The organism is Amycolatopsis sp. VC5-11, from assembly GCF_037034185.1.
GTDB lineage: Bacteria > Actinomycetota > Actinomycetes > Mycobacteriales > Pseudonocardiaceae > Amycolatopsis > Amycolatopsis nivea.
This window is the reverse complement of sequence record NZ_JBAGKF010000019.1, coordinates 127,521-150,243: the sequence shown is the minus strand read 5'-3', so window position 1 is coordinate 150,243 and position 22,723 is coordinate 127,521. Positions and strand designations below refer to the sequence as shown.

The 22,723-nt window shown below is 70.0% G+C and carries 22 protein-coding genes; 6 read left to right on the top strand and 16 right to left on the bottom strand.

The annotated features are described in order from the left end of the window. Positions 1–41: 41 nt before the first annotated feature. Positions 42–656, top strand: coding sequence for a TetR/AcrR family transcriptional regulator (locus tag WA670_RS37725; protein ID WP_336161034.1), 615 nt, complete (start codon positions 42–44; stop codon positions 654–656). A 137-nt stretch (positions 657–793) separates the two neighbouring features. After that, positions 794–1,399, top strand: coding sequence for a TetR/AcrR family transcriptional regulator (locus WA670_RS37720; protein WP_037812723.1), 606 nt, complete (start codon positions 794–796; stop codon positions 1,397–1,399). A gap of 146 nt (positions 1,400–1,545) precedes the next feature. Here WA670_RS37720 and WA670_RS37715 read toward each other — a convergent pair whose 3' ends face one another. The 13 genes from WA670_RS37715 to WA670_RS37655 all read right to left on the bottom strand — a co-directional run bounded on the left by WA670_RS37715 (position 1,546) and on the right by WA670_RS37655 (position 16,227). Further along, complete coding sequence (locus WA670_RS37715) at positions 1,546–3,216, bottom strand: AMP-binding protein (protein ID WP_336161033.1); 1,671 nt, start codon at positions 3,214–3,216, stop codon at positions 1,546–1,548. Further along, the gene (locus tag WA670_RS37710; protein ID WP_336161032.1) at positions 3,216–4,394 is read right to left on the bottom strand and encodes a lipid-transfer protein; all 1,179 of its coding nucleotides are present in this window, start codon (positions 4,392–4,394) and stop codon (positions 3,216–3,218) included. The genes WA670_RS37715 and WA670_RS37710 overlap by 1 nt, the downstream gene beginning before the upstream one ends. Then, a complete protein-coding gene (locus WA670_RS37705) occupies positions 4,391–4,774 on the bottom strand; it encodes a MaoC/PaaZ C-terminal domain-containing protein (protein WP_134728671.1) in 384 nt (127 codons plus the stop codon). Before WA670_RS37705 ends, WA670_RS37710 begins: the two co-directional genes overlap by 4 nt. Beyond that, the gene (locus WA670_RS37700) at positions 4,771–5,196 is read right to left on the bottom strand and encodes a Zn-ribbon domain-containing OB-fold protein (RefSeq protein ID WP_238605542.1); all 426 of its coding nucleotides are present in this window, start codon (positions 5,194–5,196) and stop codon (positions 4,771–4,773) included. Before WA670_RS37700 ends, WA670_RS37705 begins: the two co-directional genes overlap by 4 nt. Next, positions 5,196–5,744, bottom strand: a complete 549-nt coding sequence (locus WA670_RS37695) for an FAS1-like dehydratase domain-containing protein (protein ID WP_336161031.1) — start codon at positions 5,742–5,744, stop codon at positions 5,196–5,198. Before WA670_RS37695 ends, WA670_RS37700 begins: the two co-directional genes overlap by 1 nt. Before the next feature lie 487 nt (positions 5,745–6,231). Next, entirely contained in the window at positions 6,232–7,848 is a 1,617-nt protein-coding gene (locus tag WA670_RS37690) for a class I adenylate-forming enzyme family protein (protein WP_336161030.1), read from the bottom strand. Positions 7,849–7,867: 19 nt separating this feature from the next. Next, on the bottom strand, positions 7,868–8,689 hold the full coding sequence (locus tag WA670_RS37685) for an SDR family NAD(P)-dependent oxidoreductase (protein WP_336161029.1): 822 nt from the start codon (positions 8,687–8,689) through the stop codon (positions 7,868–7,870). 1 nt (position 8,690) lies between these two features. Continuing rightward, positions 8,691–9,812, bottom strand: coding sequence for a steroid 3-ketoacyl-CoA thiolase (locus WA670_RS37680; protein ID WP_336161028.1), 1,122 nt, complete (start codon positions 9,810–9,812; stop codon positions 8,691–8,693). After that, a complete protein-coding gene (locus tag WA670_RS37675; RefSeq protein WP_336161027.1) occupies positions 9,812–10,666 on the bottom strand; it encodes a MaoC family dehydratase in 855 nt (284 codons plus the stop codon). Before WA670_RS37675 ends, WA670_RS37680 begins: the two co-directional genes overlap by 1 nt. A 9-nt stretch (positions 10,667–10,675) precedes the next feature. Beyond that, on the bottom strand, positions 10,676–11,779 hold the full coding sequence (locus WA670_RS37670; RefSeq protein WP_336161026.1) for an acyl-CoA dehydrogenase family protein: 1,104 nt from the start codon (positions 11,777–11,779) through the stop codon (positions 10,676–10,678). Between the two features lies 1 nt (position 11,780). Further along, the gene (locus WA670_RS37665) at positions 11,781–12,980 is read right to left on the bottom strand and encodes an acyl-CoA dehydrogenase family protein (protein ID WP_336161025.1); all 1,200 of its coding nucleotides are present in this window, start codon (positions 12,978–12,980) and stop codon (positions 11,781–11,783) included. A 22-nt stretch (positions 12,981–13,002) separates the two neighbouring features. Then, positions 13,003–15,087, bottom strand: a complete 2,085-nt coding sequence (locus WA670_RS37660) for an acyl-CoA dehydrogenase (protein WP_336161024.1) — start codon at positions 15,085–15,087, stop codon at positions 13,003–13,005. A 3-nt stretch (positions 15,088–15,090) separates the two neighbouring features. Continuing rightward, positions 15,091–16,227, bottom strand: coding sequence for a steroid 3-ketoacyl-CoA thiolase (locus WA670_RS37655; protein ID WP_336161023.1), 1,137 nt, complete (start codon positions 16,225–16,227; stop codon positions 15,091–15,093). A 510-nt stretch (positions 16,228–16,737) separates the two neighbouring features. Here WA670_RS37655 and WA670_RS37650 point away from each other — a divergent pair. Continuing rightward, complete coding sequence (locus WA670_RS37650; protein WP_336161022.1) at positions 16,738–17,664, top strand: 3-oxoacyl-ACP reductase; 927 nt, start codon at positions 16,738–16,740, stop codon at positions 17,662–17,664. A 40-nt stretch (positions 17,665–17,704) separates the two neighbouring features. Here the strand turns inward: WA670_RS37650 and WA670_RS37645 are convergent, their stop codons facing one another. The 3 genes from WA670_RS37645 to WA670_RS37635 are packed head-to-tail and all read right to left on the bottom strand — an operon-like array spanning position 17,705 to position 20,308. Next, positions 17,705–18,607 (bottom strand): NAD-dependent epimerase/dehydratase family protein, encoded by a 903-nt coding sequence (locus tag WA670_RS37645; RefSeq protein ID WP_336161021.1) that lies wholly within the window; start codon positions 18,605–18,607, stop codon positions 17,705–17,707. A 10-nt stretch (positions 18,608–18,617) separates the two neighbouring features. Further along, positions 18,618–19,403 carry a MaoC/PaaZ C-terminal domain-containing protein gene (locus WA670_RS37640; protein ID WP_238605534.1) on the bottom strand — a complete coding sequence of 262 codons (786 nt, stop codon included), beginning with the start codon at positions 19,401–19,403 and terminating at the stop codon, positions 18,618–18,620. Next, positions 19,400–20,308, bottom strand: coding sequence for an SDR family oxidoreductase (locus WA670_RS37635; protein ID WP_134728656.1), 909 nt, complete (start codon positions 20,306–20,308; stop codon positions 19,400–19,402). The genes WA670_RS37640 and WA670_RS37635 overlap by 4 nt, the downstream gene beginning before the upstream one ends. A gap of 93 nt (positions 20,309–20,401) precedes the next feature. Here WA670_RS37635 and WA670_RS37630 point away from each other — a divergent pair, with 93 nt between their 5' ends. Genes WA670_RS37630 through WA670_RS37620 form a run of 3 tightly spaced genes read left to right on the top strand, consistent with a single transcriptional unit; the run spans position 20,402 to position 22,723 of the window. Next, positions 20,402–21,160 carry an enoyl-CoA hydratase family protein gene (locus WA670_RS37630; RefSeq protein WP_238605532.1) on the top strand — a complete coding sequence of 253 codons (759 nt, stop codon included), beginning with the start codon at positions 20,402–20,404 and terminating at the stop codon, positions 21,158–21,160. Positions 21,161–21,176: 16 nt separating this feature from the next. Then, on the top strand, positions 21,177–22,235 hold the full coding sequence (locus WA670_RS37625) for an NAD(P)H-dependent flavin oxidoreductase (protein WP_037812231.1): 1,059 nt from the start codon (positions 21,177–21,179) through the stop codon (positions 22,233–22,235). Between the two features lie 53 nt (positions 22,236–22,288). After that, positions 22,289–22,723, top strand: coding sequence for a GlcG/HbpS family heme-binding protein (locus WA670_RS37620; RefSeq protein WP_336161020.1), 435 nt, complete (start codon positions 22,289–22,291; stop codon positions 22,721–22,723).

Below are 22,723 nucleotides of genomic sequence, written 5' to 3'. Positions count from 1 at the left end.
CAACAATGTTGTCAACGGAAACATGCTGCTAGACTGATCGGGTGCCCGACCAGTCCGAAGACCGCCCCTACCACCACGGCAGCCTCCGCACCGCCTTGCTCGACGCGGCCGAACGCGGGTTGCGCGCGCACGGGGCCGATCAGCTGTCGCTGCGCGACCTGGCCAGGGAGATCGGCGTCAGTCACGCCGCGCCGCGCCGGCACTTCCCGGATAGACAGGCATTGCTCGACGCGCTCGCCGAAACCGGTTTCGCCCGCCTGGACAGCGCGTTGCGCACGGCATTGAAGACCGCCGAAGACTTCCCGGGCCGCGTACGCGCCGCGGCAACGGCGTACACCCGCTTCGCCACCGAGAACTCGGCGCTGCTGGAACTGATGTACACCAGCAAACACCGCCCCGGCGCGTCGCGGATCGTGCAGGCCGCCGAAGCGCCGTTCGCGCTGATGAACGACCTGATCGTCGAAGGCCAGCAGCAGGGCGCGTTGCAGGAAGGGCCGCCGCAGCGGATCGGCGTCGTGCTGTTCGCGACGCTGCAAGGAATCGCGACGCTCGGCAACGGCGCCCTCGTTCCGCCGGAATTGCTCGACGGGCTCGTGGACACCGCCGTCGAACAGTTCCTGCGCGGCGCTCGTCCATACTGTGCCGATGGTTACTGACCCGACCACAGCCACGGCCGAATGACTTCGCCGCAACGGTTGCGTGCCGCTTCGGGGGTCGGCCTACTTTTGGTCGGATCAGTAACGAAACCGGCGGGCCGAGCGAATGGCGCGGACAATTGGATACCGTGGGCGGCATGGCTGACCAACGACCGCTCGGCTTGCGAGAACGCAAGAAGCTCGACACGCGCAAAGCGCTGAGCGACGCCGCCGTGGCGCTGATGTACGAGAGAGGTCCAGACAACGTCGTCCGCGAGGACATCGCCGAGCGGGCCGGAGTGTCGCTCCGGACGTTCAGCAACTACTTCGCCACGAAATACGACGCGGTCGCCTACCGGCAGGAACACCGGATCCGGCTCAGCGCGGAACTGCTGCGCCGCCGCCCGGCGGACGAACCGCTGTGGACCGCGCTCGCCGAATCGCTCATCGAACCGCTGCGCGCCGACGGGGTGCCGTACGGGCAGCCGGCATCCGAGCAGCTCAGCGCGGTGCAAGCGTGGAGCGCGACGCCGGAGATGCGCACCGCACTGGCCCGCGTGCAAACCGGCGACCTGGTCAAGGCAATCGCTGAACGCACCGGCACCCGGGTCGGCGACCTGTACCCGCAACTGGTATCCGACGTCGCGATCGCGGCGATGACCACGGTCCTGAACCGGTTCCTGGACGAAAGCCTGGAAAAGACGGTCCCGGCGACGCTGCGCGACGTATTCGCGCGGATTTCCCGGGGGCTTCCGCCGCAGTGATCAACCCCGCGACGCCGCGGGCAGGGAGTTCTTCCGGCTATGCGCCACAAACTCCGCCCGCAACACCCACCGATTGCGCGGCAAAGAACCCGGCGACGCTGCGCGAGGCATCCGCGAGAACTCCCCGAGGACTCCCGCCGCAGTGATCAACCCCGCGACGCCACGGGTAGCGAGTTCTCCCGGCCATGCGCCACAAACTCCGCCCGCAACACCCGCCGATCCTCCTCTGTGAGCAACCGATACGGGCTAGTCCGACTCGGCGCGAACCACACCTCGCCGCCCTCCCAACCCAGCGCACGCAACGGCGCCTTGTCCACCTTGCCGCTGCCCGTCACCGGAGCATCGTCGATGATCCGGACGAACGTAGGCCGCCATTTCGTCCCCAGATCCGGTTGCGCGGCAAGGAATCCATCAAAATCGACCGGATCGAATGCGGCATCCGCGGCGAGGATCACCGACGCCATGAGCAGGTCCCCGGTCCGCGGATCGGGCACGCCGTAGCAGTGCGCCGCCGCGAACGCCGGGTAGCGGCCCAGGATGCGCTCGACCGGGGCGGTGCCGAAGTTCTCGCCGTCCACGCGGAGCCAGTCCGCCGCCCGACCCGCGAAGTACAGGTAGCCGTCGCGGTCGCGGTAGCCGAGGTCGCCGGTCCAGAAGTCCTCGCCGCCGAATTTCAGCCGTTCGGCCATCGCGGCCGGGTTGCGGTAGTAGCCCTCGAACGTTTTTCCCCGGCCCACCGCGACGATCTCGCCGGTCGCTTCCTCGCCGTTCAGCAGCAGACCGTTCTCGTCGAATTCCGCGAGCGGGCATTCCCGGTTGTCCTGGTCGCGGATTTCCGCGCGCATTCCGGGCGCGGGACGGCCCAGCGCGTTCGGCGGTGCGTCCGGGTCCGGCACGATGCGGATTCCGCCTTCGCTGGACCCGTATCCTTCCCGCACTTCACAGCCGAACCGACGGCGGAATTCGGCGGATTCGCCCGGCGCGGCTTCGGAACCGAAGGCGACCTCCAGCCGGTTGTCGGCGTCGGTCGGCTGCTCCGGCTGGGCGACGACGTAGCTCAGCACCCGGCCGACGTAGTTGAAGTAGGTAACGCCGTGCGCGCGCAGGTCCGGAATGAACTGCGACGCGGAGAACTTCCGCACCAGCACGATCGTCGCGCCGACCTTCGCCGCGGCGGCGAGGTTCATCATGATCGCGTGACCGTGGAACATCGGCAGGCACAGGTAAGTGACCGAATCGCGGTGCAGCGAGACGCGTTCGGCCAGCGCGTCGGTCAGCCGGCCGAGGCGGCCGTTGCTGCAGATCACCGCTTTGGGCGTGCCGGTCGAGCCGGAGCTGAACAACAGCAGGAAGATCGCCGCCGGGTCCGGGAGCCGCGCGGGCAGGTCCGCGCCCGCGTGCGCGGCGAGCAGATCCTGGTACTCCGGCGATTCCACGTCGAGGACCCGGCGGACGGTCGGCAGCTCAAGGCTCGCCACCTCGTCGCGGTAGAGCGGTTCGGTGAGCAGGACGTCGACGTCCGTGTGGCTGATGTCCGCCGCCAGCTCCGCGCCGCGCCGGGTGGAGTTGACGCCGACCAGGACGTCCCCGGTCACCGCGGCGGCGAGGATCCAGAACACGAAGTCCGGCAGGTTCTGCAGCAGCACCCCGACGTGCCGCTGCGTCCGCCCAGGCCCCGGCTCGAAGGTGCGCAGCAGTGACGCCCGGACCGCGGCCTCGCCGACGACTTCAGCCCACGTCCAGCTTCGGCCCTCGAACCGCAGCCCCTCGTGCGAGTCCGTGCGCCGGGACCGGACGACTTCCGCGAAGGTCTCCATCAGCGGTCCGCCGCGAGCACGATCGCGGAGTGCGGCACCGGAGAACCGCCGGTGACGAGCACGTGTTCCAACGACTTCGCCGGTTGGTTCACCGAACTGCCGCGAATCAGCCGGACGCCCTCGGCGATTCCGTTGACCCCGTGGATGTAGCCCTCCCCCAGCTGGCCGCCGTGCGTGTTGACCGGCAGCCGTCCGTCGAGTTCGAGCGCGCCGCTGGCGATGAAGTCCTTCGCTTCGCCGCGACCGCAAAATCCGTATTCTTCCAGTTGCAGCAAGACCATCTGGGTGAAGGCGTCGTAGAGGATCGCGGCGTCGATGCCGTCCGGCCCCACGCCCGCTTGAGCCCACAATTGCTCGGCGACCAGCTGCACCTCGGGCATTTCGTCGATGTCCTCGCGGTAATAGCTGCTCATCGAGATCTGTTGCGGCCCAACGCCTTGCGCCGCCCCGGCGATCACCGCGGGCGGATGCGGAAGGTCGCGAGCCCGTTCCGCGCTCACGATCACCAGCGCCTGTCCGCCGTCGCTTTCCTGGCAGCAATCGAGCAGCCGCAACGGATCGGCGATCATCCGCGACGACTGGTGGTCTTCGAGCGTGATCGGCCGTTCATGGAACCAAGCCTTCGGATTCACCGCCGCGTGTTTGCGCGAAAGCACCGAAACCCGGCCGAAGTCCTCGCTCGTAGCCCCGTATTTGTGCAGGTACCGCCGCGCCAGAAAGGCTTCCTGTTGCGCGGGAGTGAGCAGGCCGTACGGATTGATCCAGTTCCGATATTCCTGATCAGTGTTCGCGGTGTAGGCGAACGGCGGCGGCCCGGCCCCGAAGCGGTGGCCCGAACGTTCGTTGAATGCCCGGTACACCACAACGACATCCGCGACCCCAGAGCTGACCGCGAGCGCGGCCTGCTGCACCGGCGCGCACGCCCCGCCGCCACCGTGCGGAATACGGCTGAAGAACTTGAGCTGCGGAATACCGAGTGCCCGCGCGACCGCGATCTCCGGGTTGGTTTCCATGGTGAACAACGCGAATCCGTCGACTTCTTCGACGGGAATTTGCGCGTCGGCAAGGGCGGCGAGAACGCATTCGCAAGCGAGCTGCCATTCGCTGCGTCCGGAATTCTTGCTGAATTCAGTCGCGCCGATCCCGGCGATCGCGGCCTGCCGCGCGAACCCGCTCATGCCGCCACCGTCACTCGGGCCGACACATGCACGCCGCGTTCGTGACTTCCGGTGACTTTGATCGTCACTGCGTCCTGAGTCGCTTCGATGACCTCGCCGGCGAAAGTGAGCGTGTCCCCGGGAAACAACGGCAGCCCGAGCCGCAACGACACCTTGCGGATCCGGGTCGCCGGGCCGCAGACGTCGGTGACATAACGGTCGATGAACCCGTTGGTGGCGTTGATGCTGATGAAGATGTCCGGCATTCCGCGTTCCCGCGCTTTGCCCGGATCGTGGTGCACGTCCTCGAAATCCTGGGACGCGATCGCGGTGGCGACGATCGTGGTGCGGTCGAAGGGAATCGCCAGCTCCGGCAGGCGGTCCCCGAGAGCCAAGGTCATCGGGTGTGCTCCTTCGGGTCGCGCGGCCGCAGCTGCGGGAGGATTTCGCCGTGCGCGTGCTCGCTGAAACCGACCTGGAGCGGCAGACCGACCTCGAGCCGGTCGTGGTCGACCCCGGCGATGTCCGCGACCAGCCGGACGCCCTCCTCCAGATCGGCGAGCCCGACCGCGAGCGGGTAGTCGAACGCGGGATCCTTCGGGTGATATAGCACTGTCCAGCTGTGCAATATCGCGCGGCCGCTCGCGACGACCGTGTCCCACGCGAAACTCCGGCACACCGGACACGCCGGGCCGGGCGGATGCCGGAGGGTCCGGCAGCCGGTGCAGCGCTGGATTTCCAGGCGCCCTTCGCGGGCGGCGGCGAAGAAGAACTGGTTGTCCTGGGTGATCGTGAGCCGCGGGACCGCGGTGTGTTCCCCCATCACTCGCTCCGTTCGGCCGGGCGGAACCGCAGGATCCGGAAGCGTTCGTCGACCAGCAGCTCGCCCGCTTCGTCCACGTAGTGCTTGCGCAGCGTGACGAAATGCCCGTAGCCGAGCGCGGTGCGTTTGCACTCCGAGACGGCCTCGATGGTGAAATGGCAGGTCACGTGCGTGCCTGGAGATATCTCACGGACGTACTCCTGCTCGACGTCGGTGGCCACCACCGAGGTGTAGCCGGCCGCGTCGAGCACGTTCATCAGCCGCGAGTACGCGAAATCCTCCACCGCGCCCTCGCGGCGCAGCTCCTGAAGCTCGCGGTAGCGCCGGTACCCGGCCATGATCCAGGTCGAGCACATCGCCGGCGGCGCGACGATGCCGGACCGGCCGGCCGCCTTCGCCGCGGCGTCGTCGACGTACACCGGATTGCGGTCGTCGAGCGCCTCGACCCAGTTGCGGATCATCGCCTCGTTCACTGCGTACCGCGCCACCCGCGGCGGCTCGGCCTGCTGGCCGGTGAACTCGGCGAAGTCCGTCCGGAGACCGGTCATCACCCCTCCTTGAGCAAGCGTTTGGCAGGACGGTAAAAGCGCGCGGACGGGCGGGCAAGGGAAAGTCCCGGTGGGCGGACGGCTCCGGTGATCGCGGTTCTTGCCGGGCACTCGCTCGGCCTGACTGCGGCCCGGTGCGGCCTTCTCGCAGCGGTGCGGCGATTCTCCCCGGCGGGCTGCCTTGGCGGGTGCGCTGTGGCGATACCTGCGCGGCGGGGCGGAGCACCGGCCGACCCCGCGAGGAACGCCGCGCACCCGCGGGCCAATGCCCTCCGCTGCGGGGAAAGAATCAACGAAGCCGCCCTGGCTGGGCGGCTCGGCAGGCAGCTCCGTGGCGGCGCGGCGAGCGATCCCCGCGACAAACTCGCCAGGCAACTCCCGTGGCGACTCGGCGAACGATCCCAACGACGGCTCGGCGAGCAATCCCCCGGCAGCAGCGCGGCGAGCAATCCCCGCAACAACTCGCGAGGCAGCTCGGCCGCGAGGCTCACTCCCACCGCACCAGCCGCCGCACCACCTTTCCCGTCGCGTTGCGCGGCAGCGGGTCCCGGGTCAGGAACCAGGCCGTCGGGACCTTGTACCGGGCCAGCCGGTCGGCGAGATAGCCGCGCAGTCCGTCCGCGTCCACTTCGGACTCCGCTCGCAGCACCACCTTCGCCGCGACGATCTGCCCGTAATCCGGATCCGGCAGCCCGGCCACGATGCACTCGGCTACCCCGGGATGCCCGGCCAGCTGTTCCTCCACCTCCGCCGGGTAGATGTTCTCCGCCCCGCGCAGGATCAGGTCGCTGCGCCTGCTCAGCACGAACAGCGCACCGTCGCGCAGTTGGCCGAGGTCGCCGGTCCGGAACCAGCCGTCGGCGGTGAACGCGGCGGCCGTCGCGGCCGGGTCGTTGAAGTAGCCGAGCATCACCTGCGGGCCGCGGAGGTGGATCTCGCCGTCGACACCGTCCGGGACCGGGCGGCCTTCGGGGTCGCGGATCTGCACTTCCATGTTCGGCACCGGCCTGCCCGCGGTGTCCGGGTCGGCGAGGAGTTCGGCGGGGGTCGCGAGGGTGGCCGCGGTGGACGATTCGGTCAGGCCGTAGTTCGTGCTCAGCGACGCGGCCGCGCCCGGCAAGGCGCCCCGGAGCTGGTCTTTCAGCTCGGCGGTCGACGGCGCGCTGCTCACCGAGACCGTCTTGAGCGTGCTGAGGTCGTACCCGGAGAGATCGGTTTCGACCAGCCGCGACAGCATCGTCGGGACCGCGCCCCAGTTGGTGATCCGTTCGGCCTGCACGAGCTCCAGCACCCGGTGGATGTCGAATTTCCCCTGGTACAGCACGGCGGTGTCGCCCACCGCGAGCCGCACGACGGCGAGGTTGTGCAGGGCGGCGATGTGGAACAACGGCGTGGCCAGCAGGAATCGGCGGTCCCGCGCCGGACGGCCGAATTCCGCCGCCAACGCGTCGTTGAACAGGTGGAACCAGACCGCGGCGAGCACGTTGCGGTGCGAGTGGGTCGCGCCCTTGGGGTGGCCGGAAGTGCCGCTCGTGAAAAGGATGACGGCGGGATCGTCCTCGTCGACCGACTCCGGTTTCAGCTTCGCGCCTTCGTGCCGTCCGAGGAGTTCCCGGTATTCCGGGCTGCCGAATTCCAGCACCGGGTACCGATCCGCGACCAGCGGTTTCCGGGACGCGTCGGTCAGCACGACCTTCGGCGTGGTCAGGTCGAGGCCGTGCGCGACCTCCGGCGCGGCCCACATCGAGTTCATCCCGACCGCGACCGCGCCGAGCGACACCGCCGCCCAGAAACCGACTATCCATTCCGGACAGTTCGCCGCGCACAACGCGACCCGATCGCCGCGACCGACCCCGTATTCGGTCCGCAGCACCGAGGCGAGCGCCGCGACCTGGTCGTAGTGCTGGGCGAAGGTGAGCCGACTGTCCACAGTGACCAGATAGTCGCGATCGCCGAACTCGCGCGAGGCCTCCAGCAGTTCGGTCAGGCACCGGTGCCGCCGCGCGAACACCCTCGCCGGACGGCCCGCGACCGGCTCCGGCCGGATCTCGAACTCCGCGCCCGGCGCGGTCAGCCGCGCGATGATGTCGTCCCGATCGGTCATCGGTCGCCTCCCGTAGTGATCATCGGATCGTCAGCTGCCCGCCGTCGACGTTCCAGCACTGCCCGGTCACCCAGCCCGCCTCCGCGCTGGCCAGAAAGACCGCGGCCGCCGCGATGTCGAGCGGCTCGCCCACCCGCCGCAAGGGCACCTGCGCGCGAACGTACTCGGCCCACGAAGCCGGATCCACGTCGTCCAAGCGGCTCGTGCCGACCACGCCGGGGCACAGCGCGTTCACCCGGATCCCGTGCTGGCCCAGCTCTTTCGCCGTCGAGGAGGTCAGCGACTGCAGCGCCGCTTTCGACGCGGAATAAGCCGCCGATCCCGCTCCGGACAGCTTCCCGCCGATCGAGGAGATGTTCACGAACACCCCGCCGTCGCCCTGGTCGACCATCCGCCGCCCGAACGCCCGCGTCATCAGGAACGGCCCGCGCAGGTTGACCGCGATGACCCGGTCCCAGGTCTCGACGTCGAGGTCCAGCACCGGCAGCCGATCCGGTCCGCGCGCGGCCGCGGCATTGTTGACGACGATGTCCACACGGCCGAACGCGTCGAGAACGGTCGCCAGCAGCCGGTCGATCTTCGCCGGGTCGGCGACGTCGCTCACCACCGGCAAGGCCCGTCCGCCGGACTCGCGGATCTCGTCGGCCACGGACTCGATGTCTCGCCAGCCCGCGGCCTGTTCTTCCGGCGGGAACTGCTCGCGCGGGCGACCGCTGCCGGTCACCGCGACCGCGCACCCGGCCTTCGCCAGCTCGACCGCGATCGCCCGGCCGATCGACCGCATCCGGCCCGCCCCGGTCACCACCGCGACTTTGCCCTCGAACCCGCTCAGCGGATACATCTCAGAGCCGTTCCACGATCGCCGCGGTCGCCTGTGCGCCGCCAGCGCAGATCGCCACCAGGCCGAGCGTCTGGTCGCGGCGCTCCAGTTCGTCGACGATCTCCGCGAGCAGCCGGATCCCGGTCGCACCGACCGGATGGCCGATCGCGATGGCACCGCCGTTGACGTTGAGCCGGTCCTCGTCGACGCCGAGCGTGCGGGCGAACGACAGCGGCACCGACGCGAACGCCTCGTTGACCTCGAACAAATCGATGTCGGCGATCGTCATCCCGGCCCGGCCGAGGACGCGCTCGGCCGCGCGGATGGGCCCGTCCAGCAGGTACTTCGGTTCCGCGCCGACGATGGTCTGCGCGACCAGCCTCGCGCGCGGACGCAGGCCGAAGGTCTGATCGGCGTCGACCAGCAGCGCGGCCGACGCGCCGTCGGAAATCTGCGACGCGGTACCCGCGGTGTGCAGGCCGTCTTCCTTGATCGGGGCGAGTCCGGCGAGGGCTTCGGTGCTGGTGTCGCGCAGGCCTTGGTCGCGGTCGAACAGGCCGCCGTCGAGCGGGACCGGCAGGATCGAACGGCCGAACCGGCCCTCGTCCCAGGCACGGCGGGCGCGGTGCTGCGAGCGGAGGCCGAACGCGTCCAGGTCCGCGCGGGTGAGCCCGCGCCGCGCGGCGATCCGGTCGGCCGCCTCGTACTGGGCGGGCAGGTCGACCTTCCAGGACTCCGGGCGCGGACGGCCCGCGTCGCCGAGGTTGCTCAGCAGCGGCACCCGGCTCATCGACTCGACCCCGCACGCCATTCCGGCGTCCACCAGCCCGGCCGCGATCTGCGCGGCGATCAGGTGCACGGCCTGCTGCGCGGACCCGCATTGCGCGTCGATGGTGGTGGTCGCGGTCTCCTCCGGGAGCCCGGCGTGCAGCCAGGCGAACCGGCCGACGTTGTTCGACTGCTCCCCCGCCTGCGTGACGCATCCCGCGACGACATCGGTGACCAGCGCCGGGTCGATACCGGTGCGGTCGAGGATCCCGCGCTGCACGTGGCCGAGCAGTTCGACCGCGTGGATGCCGGACAGCGCACCGCGCCGCTTGCCGAACGGGGTGCGGATCGCATCCACAATGACCGGCGTACCCATCAGGCACCTCCTGGAGTCGTGCGGGCCCAGGCGTCGGTGAAGACCGCCGCGTCGCCGCAGGTCATTTTCAGGCTCAGCTCATTTTCCTGCTGCCACACGGAAATTCTTAACGTCTCGCCGGGGATCACCGGACCCGCGAAGCGCGCACCCAGCTCGCGGAGGCGTGCAGGATGGCCGTCGAGGAAGTGGTCCACGACGGCCTTGGCGACCAGGCCGTAGGACGCGAGCCCGTGCAGGATCGGCGCGGCGAAGCCTGCTTTCGCCGCGACCTCCGGGTCCGCGTGGAGCGGATTTCGGTCTCCGTTCAACCGGTACAGCAGCGCCTGGTCCGGCGTGGTGGCGACTTCGAGCACGTGTGTCGGATCGCCTTCCGGCGGCTTCGGTCCGGCTGCGGTGCCTGGGTCTCCGCCGAAACCACCCTCGCCGCGTGCCCAGACGGACATCTTCGAGGTCCACAGTGGACCGTCAGCGTCCGCGACCTCGTGGGCGAGCACGATGACCGCGGCTTTGCCCTTGTCCTGCACCTCCGCGATCCGCGTCGTCCGTTCCGCCGAGCCGGACGACGGCAGCCGGTCCCGGTGGAACGTGACGACCTGTCCGGCGTGCAGCAGCCGGGTCAGCTCGACGTCCACGCCAGGCAGCGTCAGCCCTTCTGCGGGACGGTCTCCGGCGGAAATCCCTTGTCCGGCAACGAGTGCGAAGGTCGGGAGGACTTCCAGGTCCCGTTCGTAGCTGTACCGGAGGTCGGTGCCGGAGCCGAGGGAAAGGTGGTACAGCAGCACGTCGCGAGTGGTCCAGGCGATCTGCTGGGTGCGCGGCGGGGCGTTGAGCGCTTTGTCGACGTCGATGGGCACGGGATCCTCCTAGGCCGGGGCGCCGATCGGGGGTGCGGACGGCAACCGGTCCCCGAGTTCGGCGGCGAGTGCGTCGGCGGTGCCGAGAGTGAAGGCGACCTGCCGGCCCCAAAGGAAGTAGCGGTGGATCGGATAGTCGACGTCCGCGCCGATGCCGCCGTGCAGGTGCTGGGTCGCGTGCACGACCCGGAGTCCGCCGCGTGAGGCCCACCATTTGGCTACCACCGCGGCGATCTCCGCTTCGTCCTCGCGGCCCTCGTCGAGCAGCCAGGCGGCGCGTTGCGTGCAGACGCGGATCGCCTCGGTGTCGAGGTAGGCGTCCGCGGCCCGTACGGCGACAGCTTGATTTGTCGACAGTGGACGTCCGAATTGGACTCGCTCCGAGGTGTATTTCGCGGTGGTCGCCAATGCTTCGGCACACACGCCGACGCTGACTGCGGCGAGTGCGACCCGGAGCCTCCGGAGTGTCCATTGCAGAGCGTCGTCGCCGGTAGCCAGGATGTCTTGCGGGGTGACCACTGCTCCGTTGAACGCGATTGATGCGTGGCTTTCGCGGCTGGTGACCTCGACAGGTGTCACGCTGAGGTTGGCTGTCGGCACGAGTACTAAGTGGACCTGGTCGGCTTCCTTGACTGGCACCAGCGCCAGGTCGGCCTGCGCGCCCGCGGGAACCGAGACGACTTCGCCATTGAGTTCAAGGTCGTCGCCAAGCCGGGTCGCGGTCACCGATACCGTGTCGTCGAAGGCGCCGACCAGCAGCGTCGAACCGTCCAGCACGCGCGGCAGGATCCGGTTCCGCTGGTCGTCGGAGCCGAACTGCGCGACCGGCAGCAGTCCGCCCGCGATGACATTCCACAATGGAACCGGCGCGACGTGCCGCCCCACTTCCTCGAGCAGCACCGCCAATCCGGACATCCCCAGCCCGGCCCCGCCGTCCCTTTCGGACAGGCAGATCCCGAGGAGGTCCGCCTCCGCGAGCACCCGCCAGAGGTCGGCGTCGAACCCGCCCTGCTTTTCGACGGCCGCCACCCGCTCGACGGTCGCACGGTCGGCGAAGATCTTCGCGGCCAGCTCACGGACCGCGCCCAGGTCGTCGTTGAGGTCGAAATCCATGTCAGCTCCTGGCCTTTTCCGGACGGCGGCGCGCGGACAGCGTCATGCCGAGGGTTTTCGCGGCGACGATCTCGCGCAGCACCTCGTTCGTGCCGCCGCCGAAGGTGTTGTTCTGCGCACGGCGGGCAAGCGTCTCGACGCGTCCGTTCACCGCCGCACCGGGCGAATCGGGGCGCAGCAGGCCGCGAGCGCCGAGCACTTCCTGAAGCCTGCTGTACGCGGTCACCACCGCTTCGGTGCCGAACACCTTGGCGGCAGCCGAATCACCGCCGCCGAGGGTGCCCGCGGCGACGTCCGCGACCAAGCGCAGGTTGATCAGATCCGTGGCGCTGAGCAGCGCATACACCTCGGCGAGGGTGTGCCGGACCCACGGCAGGTCGTACACCGTGCCCGGGCCGAACGGTTCCTCCCGCGCCCACTTGAGGACCGCGTCGTACATCTGGTTCGCGATGCCGCCGCGCGCGGCGAGGGCGACGCGTTCGTGGTTGAGCTGGCTGGTGATGAGCCGCCAGCCGTTGTTCAGCTCGCCGACCACATTGGACAGTGGAATTCGGACGTCCTCATAGTACGTTGCCGACGTGCTGATCCCGCCCACCGTGTGGATTTCAGTAGCGGAGAATCCTGGAGTGTCGGTCGGCACGAGCACCACCGAGATACCGCGATGCGGCGGGGCGTCCGGATCGGTCCGCACGGCGAGCCAGATCCAGTCGGCGAAGATCCCGGCGCTGGTGAAGATTTTGCTGCCGTTGATCACGAGCTGGTCGCCGTCAATCTTCGCCCGCGTCTGCAGCGACGCGAGGTCGGTGCCCGCGCCGGGTTCGGTGTAGCCGATGGCGAACATCAGCTCGCCGCGCAGAATGGGCGGCAGGAAGAACTTCTTCTGTTCCTCGGTGCCGTGGTGCATCAACGCCGGCGCGACCGTGTTGAGCGTGACCAGCGACAGCGGCGCGCCGGCGCGCAACACCTCGTCGTAGAACACGAAGAGCGCTTCCGGGTCCTCGCCGCGGCCGCCGTATTCCTCCGGCCAGCCGAGGCCGAGCCAGCCGTCCGCGCCCATCCGGCGCAGGATCCGGTCGAACACCGGGCCGCCCTCGGTCTGCTCGACCAGCGCGCGGCGGTCGTCCTCGTCGATGATGCGGGCGAAGTACTCGCGCAGCTCGGCGCGGAGCCTTCGCGAGCGCTCCGACAGCTCCGGATGCATGCGGTTTCTCCTCAGGATCGGGTCAGCGGGGCAAGCCGAGGACGCGGTGGGCGATGACGTTGAGCTGGATTTCCACGGTTCCGCCGCCGAACAGCACGGCGGGCAGGCCGAGGTGGTCGAGGACGTGCCCGCCCTCCGCGCTCGCCGAGCCGGGGCCGAGCAGGGCGATCACCTCGCGCGAGCCCTCCTGCTGGGCGAGCGCGCTGAACACCTTCTGCACGCTGACCTCGGCGCCCAGGTCCGTTCCGGCGAGCCGGGCCAGCACACCGCGGAGGCCGAGCGTCGCGAGCGTGAGTTCCCGCGACGCGCACCGGCCGAGCGCGGCCAGCGCGTCGGGATCGTCCGGACGGTCGCGGAGCAGCTGGCGGATCCGGTCGGACGAACCGTGCGCGAGGGTCGCGCCCATGTTGTGCCGCTCGTTGGCGAGCGTGGTGGTCGCGAGCCGCCAGCCGCTGTCCGGTTCGCCGACCAGGTTGCGGTCCGGGACGAACACGTCGTCCAGGAAGACCTCGTTGAACTCCGCGCGTCCGGTGGCCTGTCTGATCGGGCGGACGGTGACGCCTTCCGCGGCCAGATCGACGAGGAAGTACGAAATCCCCTGGTGCCGCGGCGCGTCCGGGTCGGTGCGGGCGAGGCAGACGCCCCAGTGCGCCTCGTGGGCCAGCGACGTCCAGACCTTCTGCCCGGAGATCCGCCAGCCACCGTCCACTTTGGCCGCCCGGGTCGTGAGCGAGGCGAGGTCGGAACCCGCGCCGGGTTCGCTGAACAGCTGACACCAGCGGATTTCCCCGCGCAGCGTCGGCATGACGAACCGCTCGCGCTGCTCCGGAGAGCCGTGGACGAGCAGAGTCGGCAGGACCCATTCGCCGATCACCGTGGTGGGCTGCGGAATTCCGCGTCGCTCGAACTCCTCGGCGATGACGGCTTGTTCGAGCGGTCCGGCGTCCAGCCCGTACGGCTTCGGATAGTGCGGAGCGGCGAGACCGGCGTCGGCGAGCACCTGAACGGACGCCTCGGTCTGGTCGAGAACGGACGAGACCTGGCGGCGCAGTTCGAGGCAGTCTTCGGGGCTGGCGAGGGTCAGATCGCGGGTCGTGGTCCGGGCGCGTTCGCCGAGGGTGCGGGCGGCTGATCGGCCGAGGGAGCCGGACAGCGCGACGGCGCGTCGCCAGTACAGGTGCGCGTCGTGTTCCCAGGTGAATCCGATCGCGCCGAGCAAGCGTACGCAGCTGACGGACGCGTCCACTGCAGCCGGGAGCGCGGCGTGCCTAGCCTGCGCAGCCGCAAGCGCTTGCTGCGCAACGGAATGCTGCTCGGCGCGAGCCGCGTCCCAAGCGGCGGCCGTCGCGATCTCGCGGTGCAGGAGGATGCCCGCCGCTTGATGCTGGACGGCTTGGAACGAGCCGATCGGACGACCGAACTGGACACGGGTGCGGACGTGGTCGACGGCGCAGTCCAAGGTCCAGCCGCACAGTCCGGCTGCCTCCGCCGCCGCTGGGACCGCGAGGGCCAGCTCCGCGCGTTCCGGGTCGATCTCAACGACGTTGTCCTGAGATACCAGGAAGTTCTCCAGCTTGAGCCGAGCCGCGGATCTGGTCAGATCAACGGCCTCGACTGGGATCAGCTGGCCGGGCTCTGGTCGCAGCACGAACCAGATCTCTTGTGCGCGGACGACCGCGATCTCCGCGTCCGCGAGCCCGAGCGTCGGACAACTCGTGCCGTTGACCTGCCAACCGTCGGCGGTGCTGGTCGCAGTGAGGCCGTCTAGTACGACAGCCCCGGTCGCACCGGCGGCGAACGCGGCCAGTGTTTCCGTCGGTTCGGCAGCGGCGAGGACGGCGCTGGCCATGACGGTCGGCAGGAACGGCCCGGGCACCAGGTGCCGGCCGAACTGCTCGGCGACCACGGCGAGTTCGAGCAGCCCGCCGCCTTGGCCGCCAACGGATTCCGGCAGGTGCAGCGAGTGCCAGCCTTGTCCGGTCAGGGCTTTCCAGAGGTCCGGCCGCCCGGGTTCGGCGCGCGTCTCGGCGATCGGCGCGTGCCGGGCGGCCCAGCCGGCGGCGGACGCGGCCAGGTCGCGGTGTTCCTCGGACAGGGCGATGGGCACAGGTCAGATCCGTTCGACGAGCACGCAGCTGGTGGCGGCCGCGGCGCAGATCGCGATCATCGCGAGACCGGCGTCACGGCGTTCGAGTTCCTCGACGGCCGTCGCGAGCAGGCGGATGCCGGTCGCTCCCGCCGGATGGCCGAGCGCGATCGCGCCGCCGAGCACGTTGAGCTTGTCCTCCGGGACGCCGTGCACCTGCGCGAACGACAGCGGGACGGCCGCGAACGCTTCGTTGACCTCGAAAAGATCGATGTCGCCGATCGTGAGACCGGTGCGGTCGAGAAGCTTCTGCGCGGCGGCGACCGGCCCGTCGAGAAGGTATTCGAGGTCGCCGCCGATGACGCACTGCGCGAGAAGCCGCGCCCGCGGGCGGAGCCCCAGTTCCTCGGCGCGGCCGCGGGACAGGAACAGCGCGGCACTCGCGCCGTCGGAGACCTGGGACGAGGTGCCCGCGGTGTGCAGCCCGTCGGGGACGGTGGCGCGGAGCCCGGCGAGCGCTTCCGTCGAGGTCTCGCGGAGGCCCTGGTCTTGCGTGACCAACTGGCCGTCCGGCATTTCCAACGGGAGGACTTGGCGATCGAAAAGCCCAGCGTCCCAAGCCTTTCGCGCATTGTGCTGGGAGCGGAGGCCGAACGCGTCGAGGTCCGCCCGGGTCAGCCCGCGCTTCCGAGCGATGCGGTCCGCGGCGGTGTACTGGTCGGGAGTTTCCAGGGACCAGTCGGCGGGCCGCGGCGTGCCCGCGCCGGACCCCTGCTTCGGGGTGAGCGGCACGCGGGACATCAACTCGACGCCGCACGCGACGCCCGCGTCGGCCGTTCCGTTCGCGATCTGGCCGGTGAGCAGGAAGGACGCCTGCATCGAGGTGCTGCACTGGGCGTCGATCGTGGTGGCCCCGATCGCGGCCGGGAGCCCGCCGTACAGCCAGGCAGTGCGGACGACGTGGCCGTACTGCTCGCCCAGCGGCGTCACACACCCGCCGATCACCTGGTCGACCGCACCCGGCTCGAGCCCCACGCGGTCGAGGACGCCGCACTGGACCCGGCTGAGCAACTGGACGGCGTGCAGGGCGGAAACCCAGCCGTCGCGCTTGCCGAACGGCGTGCGCACCGCGTCGACGAGGACTGGCGTGGTGTCTTTCAAGCCCGGATCTCCTTGTCGCGGAAGGCGGGACCGGCCCCGGGAATCGAGCAAGCGTTTGGTTGGAGGTTAGCTCTGGAGCGGTGAGCGGGACAAGCACAGGTACTGGTGAGCGGGAGTGGCCCGGAGGCGGGCGTGCCACCGCATGAGCGGACCCGGCACCCGTTTCTGGGCAGGCCCGACCCGCCCGCGCCACTCCGCTCGCCAGCGGACACGATCTGCCCAGCCTGCGCTGCGGCTCCCCCGTCTCGCTCCGCCGATGCCACTCACCGGGAGCGATCACCCGCCGAGCCCGCGCCCACGGCACCACGTCGGCATCCCCACCCCGCCACTGCCCGCCGCCGAAGCCATTCACCGCGAGCAGTCGCCCGCCCCGAGCCCGCGCCCACGGCACCACGTCGGCATCCCCACCCCGCCACTGCCCGCCGCCGATGCCACTCACCGGGAGCAGCCACCCGCCAACGGCTCGCCCTCGGCACCATGACGGCATCCCTTCCCCGCATTGGAGGCCCCGTGTCCCACCCCAGCACCGCCCTGTCCGGCCGCACCGCCATCGTCACCGGGGCTGGAGCGGGGCTCGGCCGGGCCGAAGCGCTCGCGCTCGCCGCGCAGGGAGCGAACGTCGTCGTCAACGATGTGAGCGCGGCCGGGGACGAGGTCGTCGCCGAGATCGAGGCGCGTGGCGGGCGGGCGTTGGCCGTCCGGGGCGACATTGGCGGCTGGCAGTACGCCGAGGACCTCGTCACCGCGGCGACCGAGCACTTCGGGTCGCTCGACATCGTCGTCAACAACGCAGGCATCACTCGCGACGCGATGCTCTTCAACCTCAGTGAAAAGGACTGGGACGACGTCATCCGCGTCCACCTCAAGGGGCACGCGGCTCTCTCGCGCGCGGCGGCGCGTCATTGGCGGCAGGTCAGCAAGACCACCGGCGAGCCCACCTACGGACGGCTGATCAACACGGCGTCGGAGGCCTTCCTCCTCGGCGGCGCGGGGCAGCCGAACTACGCGGCGGCCAAGGCTGGGATCGCGGCGCTGACCTTGTCCTGTGCGCGCGGGTTGAGCCGCTACGGCGTCCGCGCGAATGCGATCTGCCCGCGCGCCCGGACGGAGATGACCGACGGGATCTTCTCCGCCGGGCGCAGTGCGGGCGGGTTGGACATCCTCGCGCCGGAGCGGGTCGCGGCGTTCGTCGCGTACCTCGCGGCCCCGGCGGCGGACGCGGTGAACGGGCAGGTGTTCGTCGTGTACGGGGACATGGTCGCGCTGCTCGCCCCGCCGACCGTCGAGCAGCGGTTCGTGTCCGGGCAGGGGGCGTTCGATCCGGCGGAGCTGGAGCGGACGATCACGCCGTACTTCGCGGAGCGCGACCCGGGGAAAACGTTTGCGGCCAGCGATATCGCGGGGCTCGACGACACGGAGACGACCGGCCCCTCGTGAGCGGCAACGCCGGTTAGAACCGGCAATGCCGCTCACGACGTCACCGCACGGCCGCGGTCATCTCCTCCAGCATCGGCCGGACGTCCCGGCGGCGGTAGCCGAGCAGTTCCGTCTCGCGGGCGTCCGGTTCGTACGCGATCGTCGCGCCGCGGCCGGGCACCAGGACCCGGTCGGGCAGGAACGGGTGCTCCTCGTCGCGTTCTTCCAGGGTCCGCCCCGAACCGGAGACGTCGAAGATCAGCTGGAAATAGTCCCGGAAGCTGAGGTTTTCGTCGCCCACCAGGTACGCCGCACCGGATTCCCCGCGCAGCAGCGCACCCTCGACCGCTTCGGCCAGGCTCCGCACGGACAGGTAGTTCGTCCCGCCGACCGGCGCGAAGTCCGGCACCTTCCCGGCCAGCTCGCCGTCGGCCCAGGCCAGCATTTTCGCGAACTGCCGCGTCGACCGGCCGGGCGCCATGCCGACGATCGACGGCGGGTTCAGCGTGCACACCGCGAACCCGTCCCCGGCCAGGGCGCGCGCTCCTTCGTCGGCGAGGCGGCGCGCGTCGACGTACGGGTTCGTTTCCGCGAGATCCGGCCGGACCTGGTGGTAGTAGCTGCCGATCTGAACGAAACGTCCGACGCCGGCCCGCTTCGCGCGCTCCGCGATCGCGGTGACGCCGTCGATTTGGTACGTCCGCCAGAACTCCTCGTCGCCCCAGCCGGTGACGTGCCGGATGTCTTGTCCGGCCGCGAAAACGACGGCGTCGAACGGAGCCAGCGCGGCCTCGTCGAAACCGTCGTGGGCGTAGTCGCCGAGCAGCACCGGCAGGCCCGCCACCAGCGAATCGGCGTCGGGTTCGTGGCGTCCGGCGACCGTGACGGCGTGCCCGGCACCGCTCAAGTGCGCGGCGGTGTTCGCGCCGATCATGCCGGTGCCGCCGATGACCAAGACCTTCATGCGCATTCCTCTATCCGAAGTGGACCCGGCCGCCGTCGACCACCGGACCGCGTTCCGACGTGATCCGAAGCCCGCCGCCAGACCAGCCTTCGACCTGCAATTCCTCGCCGGGGAACACCGGCGCGGCGAACCGGCCTTCCAGTAACGTCAGGTCCGCCGGATGCGCGCCGACCTGCCGGGCGGCGACCAGCGCGCCCGCGCCGAGGGTGGCCAAGCCGTGCAGAATCGGCCGGGGCTGGCCGATTCCGGCCGCTGCCGCGGGGTCGACGTGGATGTGGTGCCGGTCCCCGAGCAACCGGTAGAGCAGGGCTTGGTTGTCCGCAGTGGACAGTGGAGCGGTCCAATCCGGACTGTCCAAAGCGGGCGGACGACCGGGTCCGCGTTCGCCGCCGAACCCGCCGATGCCAGGGCAGAACAACGACCACGTCGCGACGAAGTAGTCCGATTCGACGGCCACTTCATAGACCGCCGCGCTGCCTTTGTCCCACACCTCCGGGACCCGGGCCCGCATCGAAATCTCGCCCGCAGGCGGCAATGGCTTCAAAACCTGGAGCCGTTGCGAACCGTGCACCGCGTTGCCGACCTCGAACGCGCCGGCCGAGCCGAGGACGTCCGGGGCCCATTGGGCGAGCGTCAGCGCGAACGGCGGCAGCACCCGCAACCGGTCCTCGAACACCAAGTCGAGTTCGTCCGGCCGGGCGCCGATGGCGAGCGCGTAGAGGATCGGGTCGCGGTCGGTGTACGCGACGGTGCGTTCGCCGAGGACCCGGCCCTTCCACTCCGCGGGGCTGTTCACTGCGCCCCGTAAACCGGTTCGGGCGCGGGCGCTTCCTTCAGCAGTTCGCGCAGGGCCGGGCCGACCTCGTCGGCGGTCCAGCGGCGGTCCAACTCGCGGGACGGACCGTGGCTCCAGCCGTTCTCCACGCAGATCCGGCCGCCCTCGACCTCGATCACGCGCCCGGTCACGTCCGCGGCCTCCTCGCTGGCGAGCCACGCGACGATCGGCGACACGTTGCCCGGGTGCATCGCGTCGAAGCCGTCGTCCGGCGCGGCCATCTGCGCCGCGAACGGACCCTCGGTCATCCGGGTGCGCGCGGCCGGGGCCAAAGCATTCACCGTAATGCCGTACCGGCCGAGTTCCGCCGCCCCGACCAGCGTCAACGCGGCGATCCCGGCCTTGGCGGCACTGTAGCTGCCCTGGCCGACGCTGCCCTGCAGACCCGCGCCGGAGGTGGTGTTGATGATCCGCGCCGCCCGCGTACGCCCGGCTTTCGCCTCCGCGCGCCAGTAACCCGCGGCGTGGTGCATCAACGCGAAGTGCCCCTTGAGGTGCACCGCGACGACCGCGTCCCACTCCTGCTCACTGGTGGTCACGATCATCCGGTCGCGCACGAAGCCCGCATTGTTCACCACGATGTCCAGCCCGCCGAACGCGTCGACCGCCTGCTGCACCAACGCTTCCGTCGCCGCGAAGTTCGCGACGTCGGCACCGTTGGCCACCGCTTCGCCGCCCAGCGCGCGGATCGCCTCGACCACTTCGCCGGCCGGACCGTCGGACGCGCCTTCGCCCGCGCCCGAGGTGCCGAGGTCGTTGACCACGACGCTCGCACCCTGGCGGGCGAGCTCCAGCGCGTGCTCGCGCCCGAGCCCGCGGCCCGCCCCGGTCACGATCGCGACCCGGCCTTGCAACATCCCGCTCACATCATCTCCGTTTCGTCGGCCGGCAGGCGAGGCGGTTCCCCGTAAACCAAGCAAGTGTTAGGCTACCAAGCAATCGCTAGGTTAGGAACGCACGTGACGATTTCCACGCAGCTCCACGACAACGGCACCTTCGTGGTCACCATGGACTACCCGCCGGTGAACGCCCTGCCGGTCGCCGGATGGTTCCGCCTCGCCGAAACGGTCCGGGAGGCGGGCGAGGACCCGGCGGTGCACGTCGTCCTGCTCAGGGCCGAGGGACGCGGCTTCAACGCGGGCGTCGACATCAAGGAAATGCAGCGCACCACCGGATTCGACGCCCTCGTCGGCGCGAACCGCGGCTGTTACCTGGCATTCAAGGCGATCTACGAATGCGCCGTCCCGGTGATCGCGGCGGTGAACGGCTTCTGCCTCGGCGGCGGCGTCGGACTGGTCGGCAACTGCGACACGATCATCGCCGCCGACGACGCGTACTTCGGCGTCCCCGAGGTCGACCGCGGCGCACTGGGCGCGGCGACGCACCTCGCCCGCCTGGTCCCCCAGCACCTGATGCGCACGCTGTACTTCACCAGCCGCACCATCGCGGCGAAAGACCTGGTCCAGCACGGCTCGGTACTGGAAACCGTGCCCGCCGCCGATCTGCACGACGCCGCGCTCGCGCTGGCCGGCGAGGTAGCCGCGAAGGACCCGCGCGTCATCCGGGCCGCGAAAGCCGCGCTGAACGGCATCGACCCGATCGACGTCAACCGCAGCTACCGTTACGAACAGGGCTACACCTTCGAACTCAACCTCATCGGAGCCGCCGACGAACACCGCGACGCCTTCGTCGCCACCGGCCGCCCGATGAACGACTGACCTCTCGAGGAGACCCGTGCCTCTCCGCACCCCGCTCACCGAGCTCACCGGCGTGACCCACCCGATCGTGCAAACCGGCATGGGCTGGGTAGCCGGCCCGCGCCTGGTCTCCGCGACAGCCAACGCCGGCGCGCTGGGCATCCTCGCATCCGCGACGATGACCTACGACGAGCTCGACCACGCCATCAAGGAAGTCAAGCAACGCACGGACAAGCCCTTCGGAGTGAACCTCCGCGCCGACGCGGGCGACGCCGCCGAACGCGCCGAGTTGCTGATACAGCACGGCGTCAAGGTGGCATCTTTCGCCCTGGCGCCCAAAAAAGACCTGATCGCCCGGCTGAAGGACCACGGCCTGGTCGTCATGCCCACCGTCGGCGCCGCCCGGCATGCCGAAAAGGTCGCCTCGTGGGGTGCCGACCTGGTGATGATGCAAGGCGGCGAAGGCGGCGGCCACACCGGTCCGACGGCCACCACCCTGCTGCTGCCATCCGTACTGGACGCAGTTGATATCCCAGTAGTCGCCGCCGGAGGCTTCTTCGACGGCCGCGGACTCGCCGCCGCTTTGTCTTACGGCGCAGCAGGAATCGGCATGGGCACGCGCTTCCTGCTCACCAGCGACAGCGCAGTGCCGGACGAAATCAAACGCACCTACCTGGGCTTCGGCCTGGACGGAACCGTCGTCACCACCAAGGCAGACGGCATGCCGCACCGTCTGTTGCGCACCCCGTTCATCGAAGGCCTCACGAAGGAAGGCTTCGTGCAACGCATGGCCCGAACGCTGCGCCGTACCAAGGATTTCAAGCGCCTGAGCGGACAATCTTGGCCCTCCCTGATCAGCGACGGCCTCCGCATGAAGCGCGGCAGCGACCGTTCGTGGACGCAGACGATGCTGGCCGCCAACACCCCCATGCTGCTCAAAGCCGGCCTGGTGGAAGGCGATACCAAGGCCGGGATGCTGGCGGCCGGGCAGGTGGTCGGAGTGATCGAGGATCTGCCGAGCTGCGCGGAACTGGTGACTCGAATCGTCGACACCGCACAGGAACGGTTGAAAGCCACCGCTGCGCTGGCGGACTAGATCGGAACCGGCTGTCTTGTCCCCGGATCTGCTCCAGGTTTAGGTTCGGGGCCATGACGGAGACTCCCAGGCTGCCCGGCTTGACCTTGGCGGACGCCGACCGGCTGGTGGCGTCCGCGCTCGAGGTCGCGGCCGAACGCGGCTTCCCGCCGCTGGCGGTGGCGGTCCTCGACGTGGGCGGGTCGGTGATCTCGCTGCGCCGGGCCGACGGCGCGATGCCGATGACCAGCCGGATCGCGGTGGCGAAGGCGCGCACCGCGTTGCTGACGCTGCGGCCCTCGGGCAAGCTCGAGCTGCCGGGCGCGATCGTCGACAGCATCCAGCATCTTCACGGCGGCGACTACGTTCCGTTCGCCGGAGGCATCCTGATCACCGCTGACGGGGTGGTTCTCGGCGCGGCCGGAGCTTCCGGCGGACATGCGAAAGAGGACGAAGAGGCCGTCCAAGCCGCTGCGGACCGGTGGCTCGTGAGCGGCAATCCCGGTTAG